At 43.5% G+C, this 22,399-nt stretch carries 12 protein-coding genes; 2 read left to right on the forward strand and 10 right to left on the reverse strand.

All coding sequences use genetic code 11. From position 1 onward, the window contains the following. Positions 1–147: 147 nt before the first annotated feature. From N7E81_RS18670 to N7E81_RS18690, 5 genes are all read right to left on the reverse strand, one after another. Positions 148–3,354, reverse strand: coding sequence for a glycoside hydrolase family 2 TIM barrel-domain containing protein (locus tag N7E81_RS18670; RefSeq protein ID WP_263051122.1), 3,207 nt, complete (start codon positions 3,352–3,354; stop codon positions 148–150). A 54-nt stretch (positions 3,355–3,408) separates the two neighbouring features. Then, a complete protein-coding gene (locus N7E81_RS18675; RefSeq protein WP_263051123.1) occupies positions 3,409–4,866 on the reverse strand; it encodes a hypothetical protein in 1,458 nt (485 codons plus the stop codon). Positions 4,867–4,874: 8 nt separating this feature from the next. Further along, positions 4,875–5,195 (reverse strand): VOC family protein, encoded by a 321-nt coding sequence (locus N7E81_RS18680; RefSeq protein WP_263051124.1) that lies wholly within the window; start codon positions 5,193–5,195, stop codon positions 4,875–4,877. 237 nt (positions 5,196–5,432) lie between these two features. Then, positions 5,433–6,158, reverse strand: coding sequence for an AraC family transcriptional regulator (locus tag N7E81_RS18685; protein WP_263051125.1), 726 nt, complete (start codon positions 6,156–6,158; stop codon positions 5,433–5,435). A gap of 336 nt (positions 6,159–6,494) precedes the next feature. Next, positions 6,495–10,541: a hybrid sensor histidine kinase/response regulator transcription factor gene (locus N7E81_RS18690; protein WP_263051126.1), complete on the reverse strand. Its 4,047-nt coding sequence runs from the start codon at positions 10,539–10,541 to the stop codon at positions 6,495–6,497. A 402-nt stretch (positions 10,542–10,943) separates the two neighbouring features. Here N7E81_RS18690 and N7E81_RS18695 point away from each other — a divergent pair, with 402 nt between their 5' ends. Continuing rightward, positions 10,944–12,095, forward strand: a complete 1,152-nt coding sequence (locus N7E81_RS18695; RefSeq protein WP_263051127.1) for a mandelate racemase/muconate lactonizing enzyme family protein — start codon at positions 10,944–10,946, stop codon at positions 12,093–12,095. Between the two features lie 278 nt (positions 12,096–12,373). Here N7E81_RS18695 and N7E81_RS18700 read toward each other — a convergent pair whose 3' ends face one another. From N7E81_RS18700 to N7E81_RS18715, 4 genes are all read right to left on the reverse strand, one after another. Then, positions 12,374–14,191 carry a sulfatase-like hydrolase/transferase gene (locus N7E81_RS18700; protein WP_263051128.1) on the reverse strand — a complete coding sequence of 606 codons (1,818 nt, stop codon included), beginning with the start codon at positions 14,189–14,191 and terminating at the stop codon, positions 12,374–12,376. 69 nt (positions 14,192–14,260) lie between these two features. Next, positions 14,261–15,697 carry a sulfatase-like hydrolase/transferase gene (locus N7E81_RS18705; RefSeq protein ID WP_263051129.1) on the reverse strand — a complete coding sequence of 479 codons (1,437 nt, stop codon included), beginning with the start codon at positions 15,695–15,697 and terminating at the stop codon, positions 14,261–14,263. 10 nt (positions 15,698–15,707) lie between these two features. After that, positions 15,708–17,351, reverse strand: a complete 1,644-nt coding sequence (locus tag N7E81_RS18710) for a sulfatase (protein ID WP_263051130.1) — start codon at positions 17,349–17,351, stop codon at positions 15,708–15,710. Between the two features lie 457 nt (positions 17,352–17,808). Further along, positions 17,809–18,633, reverse strand: a complete 825-nt coding sequence (locus N7E81_RS18715) for a helix-turn-helix domain-containing protein (protein ID WP_263051131.1) — start codon at positions 18,631–18,633, stop codon at positions 17,809–17,811. A 223-nt stretch (positions 18,634–18,856) separates the two neighbouring features. On the opposite strand from N7E81_RS18715, the gene N7E81_RS18720 reads away from it, so the two are divergent. Next, the gene (locus N7E81_RS18720; RefSeq protein ID WP_263051132.1) at positions 18,857–20,134 is read left to right on the forward strand and encodes a family 16 glycosylhydrolase; all 1,278 of its coding nucleotides are present in this window, start codon (positions 18,857–18,859) and stop codon (positions 20,132–20,134) included. 366 nt (positions 20,135–20,500) lie between these two features. Here N7E81_RS18720 and N7E81_RS18725 read toward each other — a convergent pair whose 3' ends face one another. After that, a complete protein-coding gene (locus N7E81_RS18725) occupies positions 20,501–22,348 on the reverse strand; it encodes a T9SS type A sorting domain-containing protein (protein WP_263051133.1) in 1,848 nt (615 codons plus the stop codon). Positions 22,349–22,399: the final 51 nt, after the last annotated feature.

The following is a 22,399-nucleotide window of genomic DNA, read 5'->3' on the forward strand; positions in this document are numbered from 1 at the left end:
GGCCTTCACTTCCTTCGTAGGGTCGCTCCTATCCAGTCAACCTACCTTACAAAGTAAAGAGGTATCCTATCAGTTGATCTTATTTGATTTACCCCAAGTCAACAATATTTTACCCAGTTATATAAATACCTAGGAGGCTATATCACTTTAGTCTACTGGCCCTATGGTGAATTCGAAACTATAAGCCCCTGCTGGCAGGATATATTTCGGATAGGTCTCAGACAGTGTGCCCCCCACTCCCGTCTGAATCAAGTCGATATTGACCGTATAAAATCCCTGTCTCTTCAAATCAAACGGATGTTTGGCCTTGGCCAAATGATCCGCAGCATATGGCCAAGCAGAAAAACTAATCAATGGTTTTCCAACCACTGCAAGACCTTCTTTCTTGCTCTTGGTAGTGAAGTTGACCCACCGAGTGTCTGTATGATTGCCATTCTCCTGAGGAAACACATAGTTGTAAAACAGATCGTCTGTGGCTAATGCATACTCATCTATCTCTGCAGATCGCTTGCGATCGATGTAATTTTCCCAAGGCCCGTTGCCGTAATATTGTGTCTGGCTATAGTCCGCAGGCATCCCAAATGTCATCCCATACCTGATCAGGTCTGGTAGAGACTTATCAGCCTCCAGATCCATTTTGATTGCTATTTTGCCATTGGCATATACCCGATACTCTATACCCAACGTGGCTTTCTGCTTTGAGTGCTCGTACGCTACTGCTATCACAGCAAGTCCTTGTTTTTCTTCTACCCGAAGAGATTTCACTTCCAATTCCTTGGTGAAATCATTCCAAACTTTACGTGATTGCGCCAGTCGCTTGGCACTTTCTCCACGGATGTCGTTGTCGATGACAGGGCGTGTAAAATGGGGCATGAGCGGAGACATGAGCTGCTCCTTACCATTCCACACATACGAAACCAAATAACCTTGCTCACGAGATACGCTAGCCGTAAATGATTTTCCCGATACTGTCACTCCATCGCTATTGTCCACTACAGCAACCGATCCTGTATTTGTACGTGTGTCATCAGTCGCTCTTTTAGCTTGTAAAAGCAGCTGATCTTTGGCCAATTCAAAGCCTTTTTCGTTCCATAGCGTCGCTGACTTTGCGTGTAGACTTACTCGCAACCAATAATCAACTGATGGTTGCTTTTTAAAACTCTTGAAGGGGACTTGCACTACTGCATGGCTGCCTGCAGCTATACTTTGTGCGGGTAGTATTCCGCGTTGGGTTTCTTTACCGTTTGCTGATAGTGTCCATCGTATTTCATATTTTTCCAGATTGGTAAAAGAAAATCGATTGGTAATTCTGATCCGGCCTTTTGATGCGTCCACTACTTCAAAATTGGCAGGCTGAAACACATATTTACATTCCCAAGCATGAGGGTGAGGTGAAAGATCCGCTGCAAACACCCCATTGATGCAGAAATTGCGATCGTTGGGCATGTCGCCAAAATCACCACCATAAGCATAGTACTTCATTCCACTTTCGTGGGTTTGCTCGATCCCCTGATCCACCATATCCCAAATAAAACCTCCGATCAGATTTGGCCTAGAGCGAATAACATCCCAAAACTCACCCAAGCCACCCACCGAATTGCCCATGGCGTGCATGTATTCGCACATGATAATGGGACGATTAAGGTACGGACTCTTTGACATATTGAGCATTTGATTCTGATCTGGGTACATCCGGCTGATCACATCCACATATTCGGGATCATCTGGGTTGGCTGGTACAGGCCACTTTTGCGATTCGTAGCCCACAGTGGTGCGCTCTATATAGTCTGGATGATGGGGATTGCCCTGTGCTCCTTCGTAGTGAATGAACCTGCTTCTATCAAACTCTCTAACCCAATTAGCTGCTGCCGCGAATATTGGGCCTGTGCCAGATTCGTTGCCCAACGACCATGAAATCACACAGGGGTGATTTTTGTCGCGCTCTACCATACGGTAGACCCTGCTCATCATAGCACCTGACCAACTCGGCATATTGGGAATATAGCTTCCCAAGTGGTGGCATTCGATGTTGGCTTCGTCCATCACATAGAGCCCGTATTCGTTGCAGAGTTCGAGCAAGTAAGGATCGTTAGGGTAATGTGACGTGCGAATGGCGTTGAAGTTGAACTGCTTGAGTAAGGCCACGTCTTTGCGCATGTCTTCTCTGGTGAGTGCTTTGCCTCGGATAGGGTTATGATCGTGGCGGTTGACGCCCATGATTTTAACCTCTTGTCCATTAATCAATAACTCTTGCTTGCTACCGAATGCTACTTTTCTAAATCCGATTTTCTGACTACGACTCTCTGCCACCTCACCTGCAGGATCGATCACGGAGAAAACCAAGGTGTACAAGTAAGGGTCTTCTACAGACCACTTTCTAGGCATGCGAATGTTGGCTTCCATAAAAGCAAATTTGGGCATGTCACGTGGTGGCCATCGTTCTTCAAAGACATCTTTCATTGAGGCGGTCATTTCTTTGCTAAGCACTGGTTGCTTATCCGCATCGTAAAGCTGTGCCGTGAGTTGCCAGTTGGCCAACTCAGATGCGTCTGTACCCAACCATACTTTGGGTCTGATTGCTATCGTGGCGTCTTCTAGATTTTCGTCAAATGTAGTCCTAACATGAAAGTCGTTGAGTGCTATTTTGGGTTGAGCCAGCAGCAACACTTCGCGATGAATTCCACTTAGGCGCCACATGTCTTGATCTTCGAGGTAGCTGCCGTCGCTCCATCGGAAGACCTGTACGGCTACTCGGTTTTTACCAGATTGGAGATATTTGGTCACGTCAAATTCTGCTGCGATACGACTGCCTTGGCTATAGCCTACTTTTTCGCCATTAACCCAGACATAAAATGCTGAAGATACTCCTCCAAAATGGAGTATAATAGAGTGGTCTTCCCAATCACTAGGCACTTCAAAATCTCTATAATAACTCCCTACAGGATTGTCTCTATAGATTTTAGGAGGTTTAGGGGGCATCGGGCCTTTCCAGCCGAAGCTGAGGTTGGGGTCTAATATATTAGGCGTAAAAGGATAGGTGATGTTGGTATAGATAGGTTGCCCGTAGCCTTTGAGTTCCCAGTTGGAGGGCACTTCAATGGGCTGCCAATTTTGCCCTTTAAAATCACTGTCCATAAAATCTAAAGGACGATCTTCAGATTTTTCCACAAAGTGAAATTGCCAGACACCATTTAGTGATACCATCCTAGACTTTTCTCGATCCGAAGCCAGTGCATCAGCAGCCGACGAATACGAATAACTAGCCACTCGACCAGGTAGTTTATTTTGCTCAAACATGAGTTCGTTTTCCCAATCATTTTGCGCTTGCACCACGAAAGAGATCAACAGTAACATGATACTGTATCGAACACTTCTATTTTTTAGTAACACCCTCATTTTCATTCTCTATTATTCACCTAAAACTAAACGATCCAATACATACTTCTTACCATCTTGGGCTTTGACATGTATCGCTACCGAATGTGCCTTCTTATGTTTTTTAAAATTATCTCTCACCTCGAATATAGAAAGAAGATCTACACTTCCCAGGACTGTCTCATTCAGCGGTTTGCCCTCTTTATTATACACCGTCAGCAATGCTTCTCCAGCATGAAAAACACCATATTGGCCTTTCAACTTGTTTTGATCTGTCTGCCATTGGAGTTTTTGCGTAATGATACCCGCCATATTCACATCCAAAACAGGACCTGCGCCTATCTGAGCAGCACCATGTATTTCAAGGTAATCAAACGACTGCCCCGGCGCAAGGGTATAGATGGGTGTGCGTACCTCTGTTTCTATATATCCCGTTTCCAAGCCACTACAAAACACCGACACATTGATTCCTTCGTCGTAATCCAATGATGGGTCGAATGGTTCTATGATTTTGGCGAAAGCCGTTTGATTGATTTTGTCCACATAGCAAATCCACGACTTAGAAGAAATGATGTGCAACCCACTCATGAGGTAATAATCATACTCCACCTCATAGATACCTGGCGCCACTTCCCCGTTCCAGTTGGTGCCATGGTTGTAGTATTTGGCTACATGCTCAGGGTTATTTTTGTCTAGTGGCATTCGATTTCTATTGATGTATCTCCATCTGGAATCTGCATCTCCTGTGATTTCGAATGGTTTACCATTGGGCAATTTGTATTTAGGATCAAACGGTACATAAGCCACATAATTTTCCCCATCAGTGAGCTCAGGTGCACTGCGAGACACGTGCTGACTGGAGGTCATGATTCCTCTTTGTACAGGATTGCTGCCTCGGTTGATCAAGGTATGTTTGATGTACACCAGACTCGATGCAGATTCTATATACAATCGACGTTTGTATTGTAACTCTTCTTCTACCTGCTCTGGCCTCATAAAGCTTTTGGAGGCACCGTTCCATTTGGGCACTGGAAGCTCCTGTATCCCAGAGCTCACATCGAGGTACTGCTGACCAGATTCGCTAGAGATAGCAGCCGTATAAGGCGCGTCACCTATCACTACTGGTGGCGGCCATCTTTGAGCCCTATTGCCATTTTTGTCGATCGAGCAGTTGTCGAACGGCATAGGTACGAGCCTGTATCCTCCAAAATTCCTCCATTCATGCTGTTTGACCAAATCACTTGTGCTATAGGATTCACCTAGCAATTTGGGATTGACCCAAAGTGAGGGCACCTCGCCTAAGTTGTATTCCAGAATTCGTCCAGCTGCCTGTGGCACTACAGCTAAACTGATGTAGTCGTTTTTGGCCACAAACACGCTGTCCCACTTCCAGTTTTTGTAATTGTCTACGATAGAAATGGCGTTTTGAGCATGTACCGCTGTAGTCAAAAGCATGGCCCAAACCACTGATAGAATTCTTGATTTGATCATACTATTTTTTATTCTTTGATCTCCATAAACTCGACTGGTGCGCCATTGTGAACGATGAACGCTACTCGCACCCCATCGCCTGGGGAAAAAGTCTCTACTAGTAGCTCTTTCCCTTCCAAGGCTTCTTCCATATTGTCTACATAATAAGCCACGTGAGGCATGGTTTGCATCATCTCTGGCATGGGACTATCCACATCGAATTTGACCCATTCGATCAAGTATTCGTCTTTGTCAAACTCCGTAAAGTGAATTTTACCCGCTTCGTAAAAGCCGTCCCAATTTTTCTCTTCGGTAGTTGGTATGCCTATGTGGCTAAACTTGTAGTCCATCGTTTTATTAGTTTTTTTGTGTGTTGATTCGCTGTTCTTACTACAACAGCCTAATGGGCTTTTTCCTTTTCTGAATAGCACTCAAAACTACACGGAAGGCGTGGGTGAAATTGGCTTCATATTATCCTCTGCTAAACCTATATTATCTCGCAGAGGCATTTAACATCGAGAAGGTGCTACACCAGCTTTTATTTGAAGCTCATATAGCACCTTTGATCAATCTCACATCAGCAATACTTAAACCGCACACCTATAATCTGACGGTGTCCTACCCATGATTTGTTTAAACTGCTTATTGAAATTGGTGATTGTATTAAAACCCACCATATAGCACACTTCAGATACAGGCACATTTTCTTGTACCAGTAGTCTCGATGCGTTTTTGATTCTCACCTCGTTCAAAAATCTGGTGAAAGACTTATTGGTCATTCGCTTGAAGAATCGGCAGAATGAATTGGTAGTCATACAAGCAATATCTGCAACATCATCTAGGCAAATATCACTGACGTAATTGTCCGAGATGTATTTGAGCACCGTATCTATGCGGTGCGAATTGTCAGTGGTCATTTGTCGCATGTCTGAAGTGGAGAGTAAAGTCTTGTCGTTTTCAAGGGCCAGACTGTCCAACATACTCAGCAGTTTGATCGATTGCTGTACTGGAGATAAATTGGGCATATTGAGTAAATCTTCGTGATAAGCAGCGCTGATGGTACTATCAAAATATACACCATACTTAGACATCTGAAGTAGCTGATTGATCTTGACAAACTCCGAACGGTCGAAGGTGCCGTTGCCAATAAAATCTCTAGTGAATTTGAGTACGATTGTTTTCACGCCATCGCTAGCTCCGTCTTGTGTATAAGACGCATCGTTTCTCCAAAGGTGAGGTAAATTAGGTCCTACCAAGACCAATTCTCCTGGAACTGAAGAGAGATACACTATCCCCAACGAATCGAGTACCATAACTTTGAGATATGTAGATCAACTCATACTGAGAATGATAGTGCCAAACGGAATCCAAGCAAGGCACTTCTCTCTTAATGACACGCAGTGGCGAACCTGCAATACTTTCTGAATTATTCGGTAGTAGTTTCATATCATATCGTATCTTTTTGTGTAATGTAAAGATTGATATTTGCTACTGTTTAAAGGATTTTTTGCGTGTCAAGAGCGTCACTTTCTGTGTCAAAAAACAGTGTAAATCATGCAAAAACACATGCGTCATGCAGAGTTATGTTTGAGCTGGTTGTTGCTAGATACAAGTAGGTGTCTGAATAATACCAAGAGATAAAATCCCTCTTAACTGCCCGTGTATTTGCTAGGGTTTACTCCAAATTGCTCCTTAAACACTTTCGTGAAATATGCACGATTTTTAAAACCTGTCTTATAACAAACTTGCTGTACCGTATGCACGCCAGCAGCCAGTAGTTCGGCAGCTTTTTTCAATCTATACGATCTGATTAGTTCTTGCGGCGTGTGATTGGTAATGGCTTTCACTTTTCTAAAGAGCTGACTGCGACTCATGTACAACTCTCGTGAAAATGCTTCTAGATCCATACTCTCATTGTCTAGGTTATCTTCCATCAATCGATAGATACGCTCGATGAAAATTTTATCGTTTTGGTTGTATTGTTTTTTCTCTAGCGACAAAGGATAGCCCAACTTGAATCGCTCCCTAATCTTCTGACGGTTTTGAAGAATGCTCTGAACCGTGGCTATCAAATGTCGCATTTCGAAAGGCTTTACGATATAAGCATCTGCACCCATCTCTAGACCTTCTATTTTGTCGTCGGTAGTAGATCGGGACGTCAGCAGGACGACTGGAATATGGCTGGTTCGTATGTCTACTTTCACATGCTTACATAGTTCTAGCCCGTTCATTTCGGGCATGAGTATATCGCTGATGATGAGATCAGGCCATTCGGAATCCATGGCTTCCACACATTTTTTTCCATTGTCGAACGAAGTCACATTGAAATACTCTGACAAGACCCCTTCCACAAACGTGCGCAGGTCGTAATTGTCCTCCACATAATAGATACTAACCGAAGACATAGACTCATCCACCACCAAGTCCGACAGATCCAATTTGTCTTGATTCACTCGCTGTTTGTCTTCATGACTCTCATTAGCCAAAATCTCTTCCATTCGTTTATTCCTAAAGGCGTCTTCTTTGCTGACCTTGACTGGTAGACTCACAAAAAAATTAGCTCCTTTGCCATACTCGCTTGTCACCTGTATTTCACCAAAGTGCAATTCAACAAGCATTTTAGACAATTCTAAGCCGATGCCAGACCCTACAGAAAAACCATCTTCTTTGCTGGTCTGATAAAACCGCTCAAACAAATGTGCTAAATCTTCGGCTCGAATACCTCTACCTGTATCACTGACTTCGATATAAAACCCCTCCTCTCGGATACCATAAGCAATACATATCGTATCCCCTTCTTTGGTAAATTTGAAGGCATTGTTAAGCAGGTTATTAACGACTACTTCTAGCTTTTGCTTATCGGCAATCACGAACAACTGGTTGGCCTCCCCTTTCAAAATCAGCTTTTTATTACTATCCTGAGCCAGTTCTTCGAAGTCGTGCTTGACCTCCGAGATAAAATCTGTAAAATCAAAGCTTTGCATATGAAGCTTGAGCAAATTTTGCTCTCCCTTTCTCAAGTCATGCACTTGCTCCACCAGTTGAAGCATTTTTTTTGACTGTCGCTGCACCAAGTCTATGTGTTGAAAAGCATCTTGGTTGTTTTTAAACATGTTTTTCAGTACAGCAATTGGCCCTGATATAAGGGTGAGTGGTGTCCTAAATTCATGTGAAATATTCATAAACAACTTGATCCTAGCAGCGTCTATTTCCACCACGCGATCCTTTTCCATTTGCTCCACTTTGAGTCTATGATGCAGCGAACTCATCCTAATCAGAGTCCGCATGATCAAAAACACAATGACTCCTGTCACGATCACATACAGTAGATATGCCCACCCTGTTTTCCACAAGGGCGGATGTATGATGATTTGAATTCTTCTAGGGCTCGACCATTCATTCTTGCTATTCGATACTGCCGCTTCAAACGTGTATTTGCCCGTAGGCAAAAGGCTGAAATTTGCCAATTTGTTGTTGGAAGAACTGACAAACCACTTCTCATTCAGGGGAAGTAATCGATAGCGAATCTGATGACTTTCTGTGTTAGAAAAATGCATAGAAATGAGCTCTAGCGAAATGCTACTTTGATCATAGTCTAGCTCCAGCTTCTTGGTATCATTGAGTGGTTGGGTCAAAACCACGTGCGTACCTACCTTGCTATCCACACTCACCAATTGGTTATGAATTTTCAATTGTCCAAAAAGCAACTTGGGTAAAAAAGTCTCTCTAGGAACTTCCTTTGGGTCGAAATAGCACACGCCATTGTTGCCACCAAAAACCATCAAGCCATTGTCGAGCCAGACGGAATTCACCTCGAAGCTGGCAGGTACCAAACCATCTTCAGGCGTGTAATTTCTAAATGTTTCTGTATCAATATTCAATTCATTGATTCCTTGATTAGTAGCGATCCATATATTGCCTTCTTCGTCGCACTGAAAAGTCATCACATCATTGTCATCGAGGCCATCTGTTTCTTTATATGACTTAAATTTTGGTTCTTCTCCATCTTCTATCAGCTTACTAATTCCTCCTTCTAATGTACCCATCCAAAGCCCTTGATTAGGCAGTCTTTTGATGGAGGTAACATAATAACCTGGAAACGAGTTTTCATCTGAGGGATCAGGTATAAAATTGGTAGCCACTATCTCAGTCAATGGCTTTTCATTATCATAATTCACCTTGATCAGTCCGTCGTTGACTGTTCCTATCCAAATCACATCGGTCAATGGATCTGCATCAATTACATTGATTTTCAAAGCCTCACTAAACGTCAGGTCGCCAAACGTGTGCATGGACTCATAGGCTCGTATTTCTCCTTTCGATCCGATGGTCAGTCGATGCAACCCTCTGAAATCAGCAATCCAAAATTTACCATGACGGTCTTCGGCAAACGAACGAACGGTGAGCTCCTCTAACTGCGGGATGTCTGGGTGGCTAAGCAGCTCCCAAGTAGATTTTCCTTGAAACTGACGATAAATACCTGGGGATCGACTCCCCAACCAAATGGTGTTTCGAGTGTCTTTATATACCCTTGTAAAAAATCTGTCGAGTTCTTCCGAGGGGCCAATGTCTGAGGTTTTTCCAGTTTTGGTATCGAATACCTTACATGTATTTACATTGATCGTAAGCAATACCCTAGTAGAATCTAGTCCGATCATATTGATAATCTGGCTCGATTTATTTTTATCGTCTTCCTCTTTTACTTTGAGGTTAGAATATTTGAAAATACGTTCATTCGTTCTGAATCGAAACAACCCTTGATTATAACTCCCTATCCACCCTCCACTGGCCGTATTGATCACAATACAACTGATACGGGTAAACTCATCTTTGAAAGTATAATTGATCCATTCATAGTTATTGTTCAGCAGGCGATATGGACGTTCAATCATACTGATCACATTGTTGTGCCTTCTCATCCATAGACGACCTTCATTATCCATGCCTAGCTGTGCATAGCCCTGCCCTCCCAGTCTGGATTTGAGCAACGTAAACTTTGGCACTCCTCTATCAAAATCTACCGAGATCACATACAGTTCCCAGGTAGACAGCACATAGATGTATCCTTCCTTACCATGCACCACATCCAAGCATCGTCTCACTTCATTGGGCAATACCCGTTCAAACGCTTTTTTCTGCGTATCAAAACTCATGAGACCTATATTGGTCGTCATCAAAAAGTATCTATCCGTAAGTACATCGGCTCCGTGTATCTTGAGCCTAGCAAGATCTACTCCTTCAGGCATGTATTGTCCCACAAAATCATAATTGTTTTTATTAAAAAGGAGTACGCCTTCAGATTCGGTAATACAGACTATAAATTGATTTGTTTGGTCGATTTGATTGATGATAGGACCAGCCAGTTTCACGTCCTTTTTACTATTGGAGTATAACTCCACAAACTTCTCTTTGTCGTAATCATATAACGTCAGTCCTTTTTCGGTTCCAATAAGGATATTGCCATTCGAATCTTGAAGTAACGACTGAATGCGACTGCTCGTGAGCGAACCTATCTCACTATCAGCATAAAAAGTCTTAAACTCATAGCCATCGTAGATATTGAGTCCTTTGAACGTGCCCACCCATATGAGTCCATTGTGGTCTTCTATCACCGTTGTGACTCCAAAGTGCGACAGACCATCCTCTGTCGTCAGGTGCTTGGATATATCTATTTCTACGTCAGTACTTTGAGCCATAATCTGGCTCAATGCAGTGCATAAAAAAAACGATAACAGTATCAGTCTAAATCGACTCATTTTTTTGTTGGTTTATATCATCGAGTGCCGAGAGGTCGAACCATCATCCTCAAAAATATACAGATCAAACGTCAAAAGTTGCAGTTTTTTTGACGTATCCATTTCATCGAGCACACAGTTAACACAGTACCGATGCTGGATAAAATTGGCGAATACACTAGCGATATGAGCACCGATCTTTGGCGATCAATCAACACCTGTTGCCATTGATGTAATTGGTCTTCTGACTACAACCAAATATTAAAAATCCATGAACTCGTATCTCCATGTACCCAAGCCTTTGGCCAAGAAGGAGAAGAGAGGCGTAAAGAAAAACCACACCTTTTACCATATCCATTCCATATGAAAATAATAAAAATAGAACCATATATCATCTGCCACCAACTTGACACACCTTTCCACTTCTCACAATGGCAATATGACACTCGCAAAATATGCATCGTCAAAATCACTCTCGAAGATGGTACCTATGGCTGGGGAGAAGGCTATGGGCCTGCGAATGTAGTAAAGGCAGCCATCGAGTTTTTTGCTCCCTTTATCATGGGTAGAAATGCCCTCGAAAACGAAACCATCTGGCAGGAAATGTACTTACGATCTATGGACTATGCCCGTAGTGGGACTTTTACCGCTGGCATGAGTGCCATCGACGTGGCGCTCTGGGATCTGAAAGGCAAAATACTAAACCAACCCGTATCTGTGCTGCTAGGTGGTATAAAAAACCCATTGATAGAACCATACGCTACAGGTCTTTATTTCGAACGTGTGAAAAATCTAGAAAAGAAACTAGTAGACGAAGCGCTGTTTTATAAAGAACAAGGATTTAGATCTACTAAAATGAAAGTGGGACTAGGCATAGAACAAGACGTACAACTGGTCAGTGCCATTCGAAAAGCTATTGGTCCTGACATGGGACTGATGATCGACTCAAATCATGCCTATTCCTACAAAGAAGCCTTGGAACTTTGTCATCAATTAGAGCCATTAGACATTGGATGGTTCGAAGAACCCGTATCTCCAGAAGACTACAAGGGATACAACCAGCTGAGAGCAAACACCTCGATACCTATAGCAGGTGGTGAGTGTGAGTATCTCAAGCATGGATTCAAAAGACTCCTCGAACAGGAATGTGTGGACATCGTACAGCCAGATATTTGTGCTGCAGGTGGGCTCACAGAAGCCAAAAGAATAGCCGTTTTGGCTCAGGCTCATCACAAGGATGTAGTCCCACACACATGGGGTACTTGGATTGCGATCAGTGCCGCCGTGCATTTAGTAGCTAATCTAGACAAAAATCCAGGGCGAATGTATGGCTCTAGGCCCACTATGGAACTAGACCGAACCGAAAATGCACTGCGAGATGAAGTGACTACACATCAAATAGAAATCATAGAAGGGCAATTGTTTGTACCTACTAAACCTGGCTTGGGTGTAGAAGTATGTGAAGAGGCTTTAGCCAAATACATGATGGAGGAGCCTGTCGCTCTTCAGGCCTAACAAATAAAATAGTACACCCTGCTCTTTATTGGGTTATTTTTCCTTTTGCCCCTGCGGGGGAAAGGAAAAACCTGATCCTCCACATATACATGTCGCCAATAGTACCGCCTTTTTTTTTGTAAAAGAATGAAACACTTCCGCAGTAAATCATAACGACTACTTAGGCCTCATCATTTCTAAGAGAGGTGGCCCTAGCAAAGCCCTAAATGCTAAAAACATGTACGAGTTTTCAAAAAAAAGAATCATCAACACTATAGCAGTCTTCGAATAGTATCGCTCTAGTTCGCGATTATTACTTTACGAAAAAACACTTCATCAACCTGATCTATTTTGACCGTATAGTGTCCATGCTTAATGTCTGCACCTAAGTCTAGCCTACCTACTCCTTCTATCATGGGAAGTACTTTTTGATAACGTACCATTTGTCCAGATATGTCATATACACTCACTGTAATGGCTGCTGATTTATTGGTTACTTTAATAGTTAGCCATCTTTGTGTAGGATTAGGATATAAGATCGCTCTATCTTCCATTTCCTGAAAGGGAGTTCCTAAAATTTCTCCTCCATTGTTTTCCTCCTCTATATTTCCATCATTGTCATCGACGACTAAAGACCCAAAACAGAGATCTACTGTTACCGTCTCTTTAGGTTTCAAGGCGATAGGCTCTCCAAAAGTATAGTCAAACCGAGGCATTCCATTGGCAGTCCAAGAATCAGATGCGGCCTGCGCATGAAACCACAAAGGCTCTACGTGACTGTCGCTCCATTTTTTTGTCTCTGCGATTAGGGTATCCATCAGCTTAGGGTACTGACTGCTTAGGTCTGTTTTCTCCGAAATGTCCTGATCGATATTATATAACTTCCACGACTGGGTATTGAACCTGTGCAGTTTCCACGGTCCTCTTCGTGCTCCCACCTCATTAGCTGATCCGTTGTGCCTGAGTGCGAAAATCGGCTCGGTAGGTCTAGGGTCTCGATCTGCTAAGATATCTTCCCAGATGTCTTTGCCATCTATGAGTTGGTCGTCGGCTATACAGCCTTTGCTCAAATGTGCGAAAGTAGGATACAGGTCTAACGCTGATACTGGATGCGCATATTTCTCTCCTGCCGATATCGCGTTGGGCCAGTGCATAAACATAGGCACTCGAAAACCACCTTCCAGCGTATTCCCTTTTGCACCAGATAGTGGCGTATTGGTAGCTCCTTTATCTACTCGCCCACCATTGTCACTCATGAATACAATCAATGTATTGTCATACTGATCATTTTCTTTCAAGGCAGCCACCATCTCACCCACTCCTCTATCCACGGCATACACCATGGCGGCATAGGTTTTTCTATCTGCATCCGCAATGTCGGCAATCACATCTACGGCCATGTCCTCAGTCTTAGCCCGCAAAGGGGTATGAGGGGCATTGTAAGACATGAATAAGAAAAATGGTTTATCATCATTGGCGGCCTCTTGAATAAATTTCACTCCATGATTGGAGAGTTCATCTGTCAGATATTCATCGTCGTCCACTACAGTGGTACCATTGTGTTCTAGCGGTTGCAGGTAGCTCCAATTGCTCGAAGCTGCTTCTGCTTTGTAATAGTCTGGGAAGTACTCGTGCCCTCCTCCCAAAAATCCATAAAAATCATCAAAACCTCGTTGGTTTGGATGATACTGAGGCTCAGTACCTAAATGCCACTTGCCTACCAAACCTGTGTAATACCCCGCCTCTTGGAGCATAGTACCCAAAAGTCTTTCACTGACAGGAATACCCAGCTCACTGCCCGTGCCTGATTCGGGCAGGTTGTACTGCCCGCCAAAGGTGTGCGCATATCTACCAGTGAGCAAGCCCATTCGACTAGGACCACAAAAGGGATGCACAGAATACGCAGACGAAAAAATAGTACCTCCTTCGGCCAACTTGTCAAGTTCAGGTGTGGGGATATCTGTAGCTCCATTGAATCCTACATCTCCATATCCCAAATCATCCAATAAGATGACTATAATATTGGGACGCGTATCGTCGGCTCCAAAGGCTAAATTTTGACAAGACAAAACTAATGTCAATACAGTAGTCAGGTATTGAAGTAAGTATTTATTCATACAATAAGTGTTTTAAAATTGGTGTAAAGTCCAGCACCGGTGAGGATGATTGCCCTAAGAAAGTCGAAGCTACTGGTCTATATCGAATACTCCGTTGAACTTGGCCATGTCCTTTTCTACCCAATCTTCTCTAAGAGATTCGGGATCGAACCAACGAGGCTCTGCATGCTCTTCGCTCCATTTTTTAGCTCGAAGTACCAAGTCTTGTACCTTATCTGGGTAGGTCTCGCTCAAGTCATTTTGCTCAGCCATATCGGTGTCTACATTATAGAGCTGCCAAGGTTTATTGTCTTGCTTTAGCACCTTCCATTCATTCATTCTGGCACCTACATCGCTATAGCCTGGCCAATGCCTCATGGCAAAAATCATTTGTCCGTCTCTTGGGTTTTTTCCTGCGAGGAAATCTTCCCAAATATTTACACCATCTAGCTGCTTGCCTGCAGGTAGCTTAGCGCCTCCCAACCCAGCGAATGTAGGATAGAAATCGATCGCAGTGACTGGATAGGCATACTTTTGCCCCGCAGGTACGTGATCAGGCCAGTGAAAAAACATAGGCACTCGATACCCCCCTTCACTTATACTGCCTTTTCCGTTTTGAAGGGGGTAGTTGTTGGCTCCGAGCACTACTTTGCCTCCATTGTCGCTTAGAAAAACGATCAGTGTATTGTCGTATTCGCCAGTTGCTTTGAGTGATTCCACCAATTTGCTCACCCCTCGATCTACAGCATACACCATAGCCGCATATTTTTTTCTTTTGGGATCCTCGATGTGATCAAACATAGCAAGATCTTCTTCTTTAGCCTGCAACGGCGAATGCGGTGCATTGTAGGCTAGGTACAAGAAAAATGGCTGATTCTTCTGGGCTGCATCTTCTACAAACCTTACCGCTTCTCTGGAAAGAGCATCTGTGATGTATTCGGTTTCTTTTACTTGCTCGCCGTTATGTTCTAGAGGCTGGAGATAGTCGTGTATCACTGCTCTGCCAGCTTCCTTTTGCTTTTGGTACTTGGCCTGATAGACCGCTGGAAAATACTCATGACCTCCACCTAAGAAGCCATAAAAATCGTCGAACCCTCTCTGGTTAGGATGAAATGCGGCACCACCACCCAAATGCCATTTGCCAATGGCGCCTGTGTAATAACCCGCCGATTGTAGCATCTTGCTCATGAAAGTCTCCGTAACCGGAATGCCATAACCAGGACGATCCCCACTATTGGCGGGAATATTGAACTGTGCTCCATACTCATGAGGATACCTTCCTGTCATTAGTCCAGCACGGCTCGGCCCACAGAATGGATGAGCCACATAGCCCGATGTGAAAATCGTACCTCCAGCTGCCAGCTGATCCAAAGTAGGTGTGGTAATATCTGGCGAACCATTAAAGCCTACATCGGCATAACCCAAGTCGTCGCAAATCACCACTACGATATTCGGTTGCTTCGCTTGTTCATTGGCGCAGCCTACCAGCAGACTGCATATCATACTTGCGATAAATAATCTTTTCATATCTAAATAATTAATTGCTGAGATCAGCCAAACTTCCTTCCCATCCCTTGTCTAGTTGCGCTAGCAATTGCGCTACTAATTCGGGGTTCTCCCCTGCTATATTTACCGTCTCGTCTGGATCTTTTACATGATCGTATAGCTCCACAAAAATTGGGGCTTTGGCCAAATCCGTTCTATCTTTCCAGGCTACAAGCCTGTAATTTTCTGTGCGCATGGCATATCCCATCAGGTCATTTTCAAATAGCAATCTGTCCCACTTATCTTGTTGCTGCTCCATGATTCGCGCTTCTACTTTTTCGATCATTGGCCCAAAATAGGTTTCTCTCATGCCTTGAGACAGTGGATTGGCAGCCCACTCACGCAACGCTGGTGTCGGAAACTGACTAAACACTGCCTTTTTCCAATCTTTGTCAGGCTGCTGCAGCAATGGAGCAAAACTCTGCCCTTCCAGATGCTCTGGCAGGTCTAGCCCAGCGAGCTCGGACAAGGTCGGATACATATCTACGAGCTCTACCAGTGCCTCTGTTTGCTTACCTCTATTTTTTTTATCCATGTCAGGCGTCCAGATGATCATAGGTACACGTGTACCCAACTCATAATTGGTCGCTTTGCCCCAGATACCCATATCGCCTAGGTGCCAGCCGTGGTCGCTCCATACGATGATGATGGTATTGTCTCTCACACCAGCTTCTTCTAATGCATCGATCATCATACCGATCTGTGCATCCACATAACTCACACAGGCTAGATAAGCGTGCTTGAGCGTACGTGCCAGTACGGTATCTATTGGTTCTTCTTTCGGTATGCCATAGCGCACCCGTAGTTCGAAGGAGGGGTGTAGCCCCATTTCGGCACCGCCTATTGGTCCTTCCTGTTGGGTGGCCAATGGTATTTTTTCGGGATCATACATGTCCCAATATTTTTTCGGTGCTGTCCAGTTGAGATGTGGTTTTTTAAACCCTAACCCAAGAAAAAACGGCTTCCCATCGTCTTTGGCTACCATGTCTTTGAGCGTGGCTATGGCCAATTGCGTATTGTATCCATCTTCGTATGACACATCCGACACATCTGCATTTTCGTACGCTGGGCCATTGCCCAATCCTCGTTTGGCAGCATCACCATACTTTTCGATCATCGCTGCTTTATTCTTTTTGAAAATTTCCTGATTCTCTTTTAGGGCATAGCCTCCTGGGAATCTTGGTGGCCGGTATTCGCATTTGTCTCTGGCAGGTTCTCTACTCCACGACAACTCTTCGTCCGAATATTCGGCATGATATATTTTGCCACAGTACACGGTCTCATAGCCATTGTTTCGGAAGTGCTGAGGCAGGGTGACTATATCTGGATTGAGGTCTCTGAAATAAGTGTAGTTTTCAATTACGCCAATGGTCTCAGGTCTAGCTCCGGTCATTAGACTGGCTCTAGACGGGCTGCAAATGGCCTGCTGACAATACGCCCGGTTGAACTGCAAACCTTGGCTCGCCAACTCATCTAAATTAGGCGAAAGCGCAATCCTGGAACCATACGAACCCAACTCGGGACGAAGGTCATCTATGGCTATAAATAAAATATTAGGTTGCTGTCTTTCGACGGGAGCGGAGGCACATCCATACATGGCCCACCCTATGGTAATAAGTATAAATAATCTTTTCATATCATTAATATTCGTAAGAAAGGGTGGTCTTCATTGCGCAGAGCTTCTTCTTCTAACCTTACCTCATACGCTACAAAAGAAATACATCTCTCACGATTTAATCATTAATAAATTACCCGTCACTTCCCCATTCTTATCCCTTATCTCTTGTATGTGTATTGAAGATAATGACCTAACACCACTTTTTGATCATGTTTTCGAACAACAATATATGCTTGGCCTGTTGCAAAATCTATCCTAAAAACGAGTAAAAAGACAGGGGCTGCAACAGGCTTCGCATGATGTGATTTAATCAAACTGTCCTTCCTGTTGTTGTGGCTATATCAGCTTGTTTGACTAATTCATATCAAATACTTTCGTTATGAATTTATACACCGTGTAAAGGTGGATGAGTGACTGGAAAAATGATGATCATTACTTAGCCAAAACCTTCACTATTTTACCCAGATGGGAGCATTCAAATACTCATTTTGTACTTACCTGGGGAGACACCATATTTTTCTTTGAAAGCTCTACTAAAATGTGCCATGCTTTTGAACCCACAGCGAACATAAACCTCAGATACCTGCATACGATCTTGAAGCAGCATTTCAGCGGCTTTCTTGAGCCGATACGATTTCAGGAGTTCATAAGGCGTCTCGTTGGTCAAAGCTTTTACTTTTTGAAAAAAGTGAGAACGACTAATACACAATTCTCTAGACAAATAAGTGAGATCAAATTCAGCCTCATTCATATGTTTCTCAATCAAAGCATACAGTTGAGTAATAAAGGTTTTATCATAATCATTACCCTCTGTTTTTATCAATTCTAAAGGAAAAGCGCTTATTTCGTTCTCCTGTGGACTCTCTCCCTCCGATTGCTCTATGGGAAAATAAAGCCGAAGCTTGCTCAGTCTCATTTTGACCCAAATCACCAAGACAACTAAAGCGAACCCTAGCCCACAAAACAACATATAGATCAAAGAAGTTTGGTCAAAAGACTGACTAACCTGGATGTGAAGTTTTTTCCTATTGCCACGCACCATATCGCTATTAGAATCCATCACTTCGAGGGTATACGCTCCTGGTTGTAGATCTTCAGCTGCCTGGCTAAACGACGGAGTAACGACCCAGATAAACCCATCGCTGTCTTCGAAGACCGTGGTCTCGCCATCGTACGACAAGTGCCCAAATACAGATGATTGACGATCTGCTGAAATCTCACAAGTCGTATCCTGACCACTAGCCAAGCGATGAACAAGGCAAAACACCAATATTAAATAGCTATAGCGCAGATTGATCATATAAATATCAGCTATAAAAGGTGAAACCATACAGGCGCTCCTTCAATATAGATTTTACTGATAACAGGCAAAAACAGACTTTCAGGCATGTTTTACAGACGTTAAGTCAAGTTGGTCTGAAGTGCAAAATCTAATTTACAAACTATAAAATATGTCAGTATAGGACTTGTTCAATACTGGCCGATACCAAAACTTTTTTAACACAACTTAAAACGATTATCACATGAACAAAACAATTACTACAATGTGCTTGATGATGGCCATTGCCATTCAGAGTTATGCACAGAAGCCATTGGGAGTACCAGGTAACTGGACCTTACAATCGGACTTTTCGGATGAATTTGATGCAGGATTAAATACCAGCAAATGGGAACACAACCCTAACGACTGGGGGCCTTGGTCTTGGGAACCTAACCGTACCAAAGTGAACAATGGCAAACTCAAACTTACCATGGACTGGGAAAAACATACCAGAGGAAATACACAATTGTACTTTACCTCAGGGATTATCCGAAGCAAAAAGGATATCAAATACGGATATTTCGAAGTGAAAATGAAAGGTGCGGCTAGGCATCCTGGCGTCTGCCCTGCATTTTGGACTTATTCGATTGGCCAGCCTGTGATCAATGGAGTGAAATACAACGAAATCGATTTTCCTGAAATTCAGCAGCGCCAACGCAACGTAAACACGATCGACTGGAACGTCATTCGTGCCGATGCAAACGGCAAACGAACCTCCGTGCGATATACTACTGGCACTGGTACTGGCCCTAGCTTCGACCCTAGAGACGAGTATCATGTATATGGGTGCAACTGGACTGCTGATGTCATTGAGTTTTTTATCGATGGAGTAAAAGTAGCTTCTCACCCTAATGTGTACCAATTTCACAAACAGCACCTTGTGATTTCTATGGGGCTACGCGAGCCGTTCTACGAGTATGTGAATGGAAACCGAGTAGCAATACCTACCAACAGCAGGCCGTCAGGGTTTCCTACTACGATGCAAGTAGAATATGTACGCGTATGGAAAGGTACTGCATCTGGTGGAGGTGGAGGAGGAAACAGCTGCTCTGCTCCTGCATGGAAATCTGGCTCTACCTATAAGCTCAAAGACGAAGTTTCGCACAAAAACAAAATCTGGAGATGGAAATCTCGTACTAATGGCAATTGTACTCCTGGGGATTGTGGTAGATGGAAAGATATGGGTGCTTGTGGTTCATCTTCCAGACTACTTGCCGATGGTGAGATAGAAGAAGAGATAACCACTTCTAACATCCGTGTATTCCCTAACCCTACCAGTAACCAACTAAATTTCACCTTGAACCTCTTGGACGGCCCTACAAACTATCGCCTCACAGACATACAAGGTAGAGTAGTGCTACAAGGCACTTCCTCCGAAACATCTAATTCACTAGATGTGAGTGGACTCAAAAAAGGCATCTACTTGATAAGAATAGAAAATGGTGCAGATGTGCATAGCAGCAAGGTCGTATTGAGATAATACCTAACTTATCCTTATATTATTTAGAGCTTGTCTGGAAACCCTGTTTCTATGGCAAGCTCTTTTTTGGCATTACACGTAAGTAAACCCTATTCCTTCATAACTTTTCTAGTCTACCAACGGTGATTATCTACACCTTATGCCAATAGTGTCTGGAGACTTCCTTTAACCAAAGAGATTACCCCCTTTTCAGACTGAAGAGTCGTCATAGAATAAGCAACTAAAATAGAATGGATTTCTGGCTACCCTTTGGTGCCACTAAAAGAAAACAACCAAGACACTAGGCTACTTTACTGGCATTCGTAAATGCACAAAAAAAGCAGTCCCGCTATCACGAGACTGCTTCATCAACGGTGTTTCACCAATTTATTTCTTGATGAAACGAATTGATTGTTGTTGTGAAACTTTGAGAATATAGACTCCGGGATTCAGATCAGCGATATCTATTCGATCATTCGTCACTCTTCTTACAGATAGATGACCTTGCATATCTATAATGGTGACTTGATCTAGCTTAGAGAAGCTGTCATCGATAACGATGGTATTGCCCGCTGGATTAGGATAAATATTGAATGAGTTTTTCAATTGATTATCACTCACCTGGGTCACGATTGTTTCCAAATAAAAATCAACCGTATAAGTCTTCGTTGTTGTGCCATCTTCGGCAGTAACTACCACAGTGGCTTCTCCGTCCGTTGCTGTAGCTTGAGTAATGACCATATTCGCATTGGCATCCGTAGTAGTCGCGGTGACTTGAGGAATACCTGTAGTCTCTACTGGTACCTCATAGTCATAATCCATTGTACCTGACGTAAAACCTGCAATCGAAGTACCGTCTATTTTCAAACTCGACAAAGTAGCATCTGTAGCTGCTTTAACAGAGAAGTTGACCATGTAACTTTGGGAAGTTGTTCCGTCCTCAGCAGTAACCTCCACCGTAGCTGTACCAGTTACCGCAGTTGCCTGAGTAATAACTAATGGCTGCGCACCTGCATAATTGGCAGTAGCACTTACGACAGAAATGGCCGTCGTACCTGTAGGCAATTGCACATCGTAACTCAAAGTCCCTGCATCAAAGCCCGACACAGTAACCCCGTCAACTTGGAGGTCTGACAAGGTCGCATCTGTAGAAACTGCTGCACGATTGATGGTAATCGAATAATCAGCTGTAGTGGTTCCGTCCTCAGCCGTCACGGTAAATGCAACCGTAGAAGCTGCTGGCCAGTTGTCTGTAATCGTCTGTGAACCTACCATGGCATTAGCATCGGTGGCAGTAGCTACCACTGTAGGCAATCCTGAACTACTAAAAGGAGCATCATAAGTAAATGGCGAGCCTCCAGCCATATCTATTGCCTCTCCACCTATAGTCAAAGTAGCTAAAGTCGCATCTGTAGCTGGAGCTGCACGGTTGATAGTAATCGAATAATCGGCTGTAGTGGTCCCGTCTTCAGCCGTCACAGTAAATGCAACCGTAGAAGCTGCTGGCCAGTTGTCCGTCACCGTCTGACTACCAATAGTAGCTCCATCGTCTGTAGTAGTAGCTACTACAGGTGGTAGTCCAGAACTGCTATAAGGCGCGTCATAAGTAAATGGTGAACCTCCAGAAATATCAACAGTTTCATCTCCCACTTTCAAAGTAGCCAAAGTGGCATCGCTAGAAGGAGCCACTACTTCTGATATTTCAAAATCATCGACATACAGCACACTAGCAGCGTCATCTGTAGGTGTCTTGAGTAATCTAAACTGAATGCCAGTCATGTCTTGGTCTGGAGTAAATTCCATTTCTACCTCAGTCCATGTGTTAATTACTCCTGTAAATTTAGAAGGAGACTCAAACAATCTAATGGGCTGACTACTAGCATCGTAGATTCTAAAATTGATCAGCCCTGGAGAAGCAGATGCATCTACTTGTTTAAGTGTCACCTTCCAAACATAGGTTTTAGAAGCTAAAAACATCCCCTCATTAGGGTACACTACAGTGGTATTGAGCTGGGTATTTGTATTTCTTGGTGCTGTACTCACAAAATTATTGCTTCCTCCGGCGCCTTCGCCTGAAGTAGTCACCAAAAGGGCAGTGTAGCCATTACCTTTCATTTCTCCCGTATCATCACCAGTTCTAGATTCTAAATCTTCCTCATATATCACCTGAGACCAGCTCTGAAAACCAGTGCTCAGAAGAATGATGATCATCGTTAATTGTATTAGTTTTTTCATGCTATACTTTGTTTTGTATTATGTAGATATTTTATGCATGAAACTGTGTCG

Source organism: Reichenbachiella carrageenanivorans, assembly GCF_025639805.1.
GTDB lineage: Bacteria > Bacteroidota > Bacteroidia > Cytophagales > Cyclobacteriaceae > Reichenbachiella > Reichenbachiella carrageenanivorans.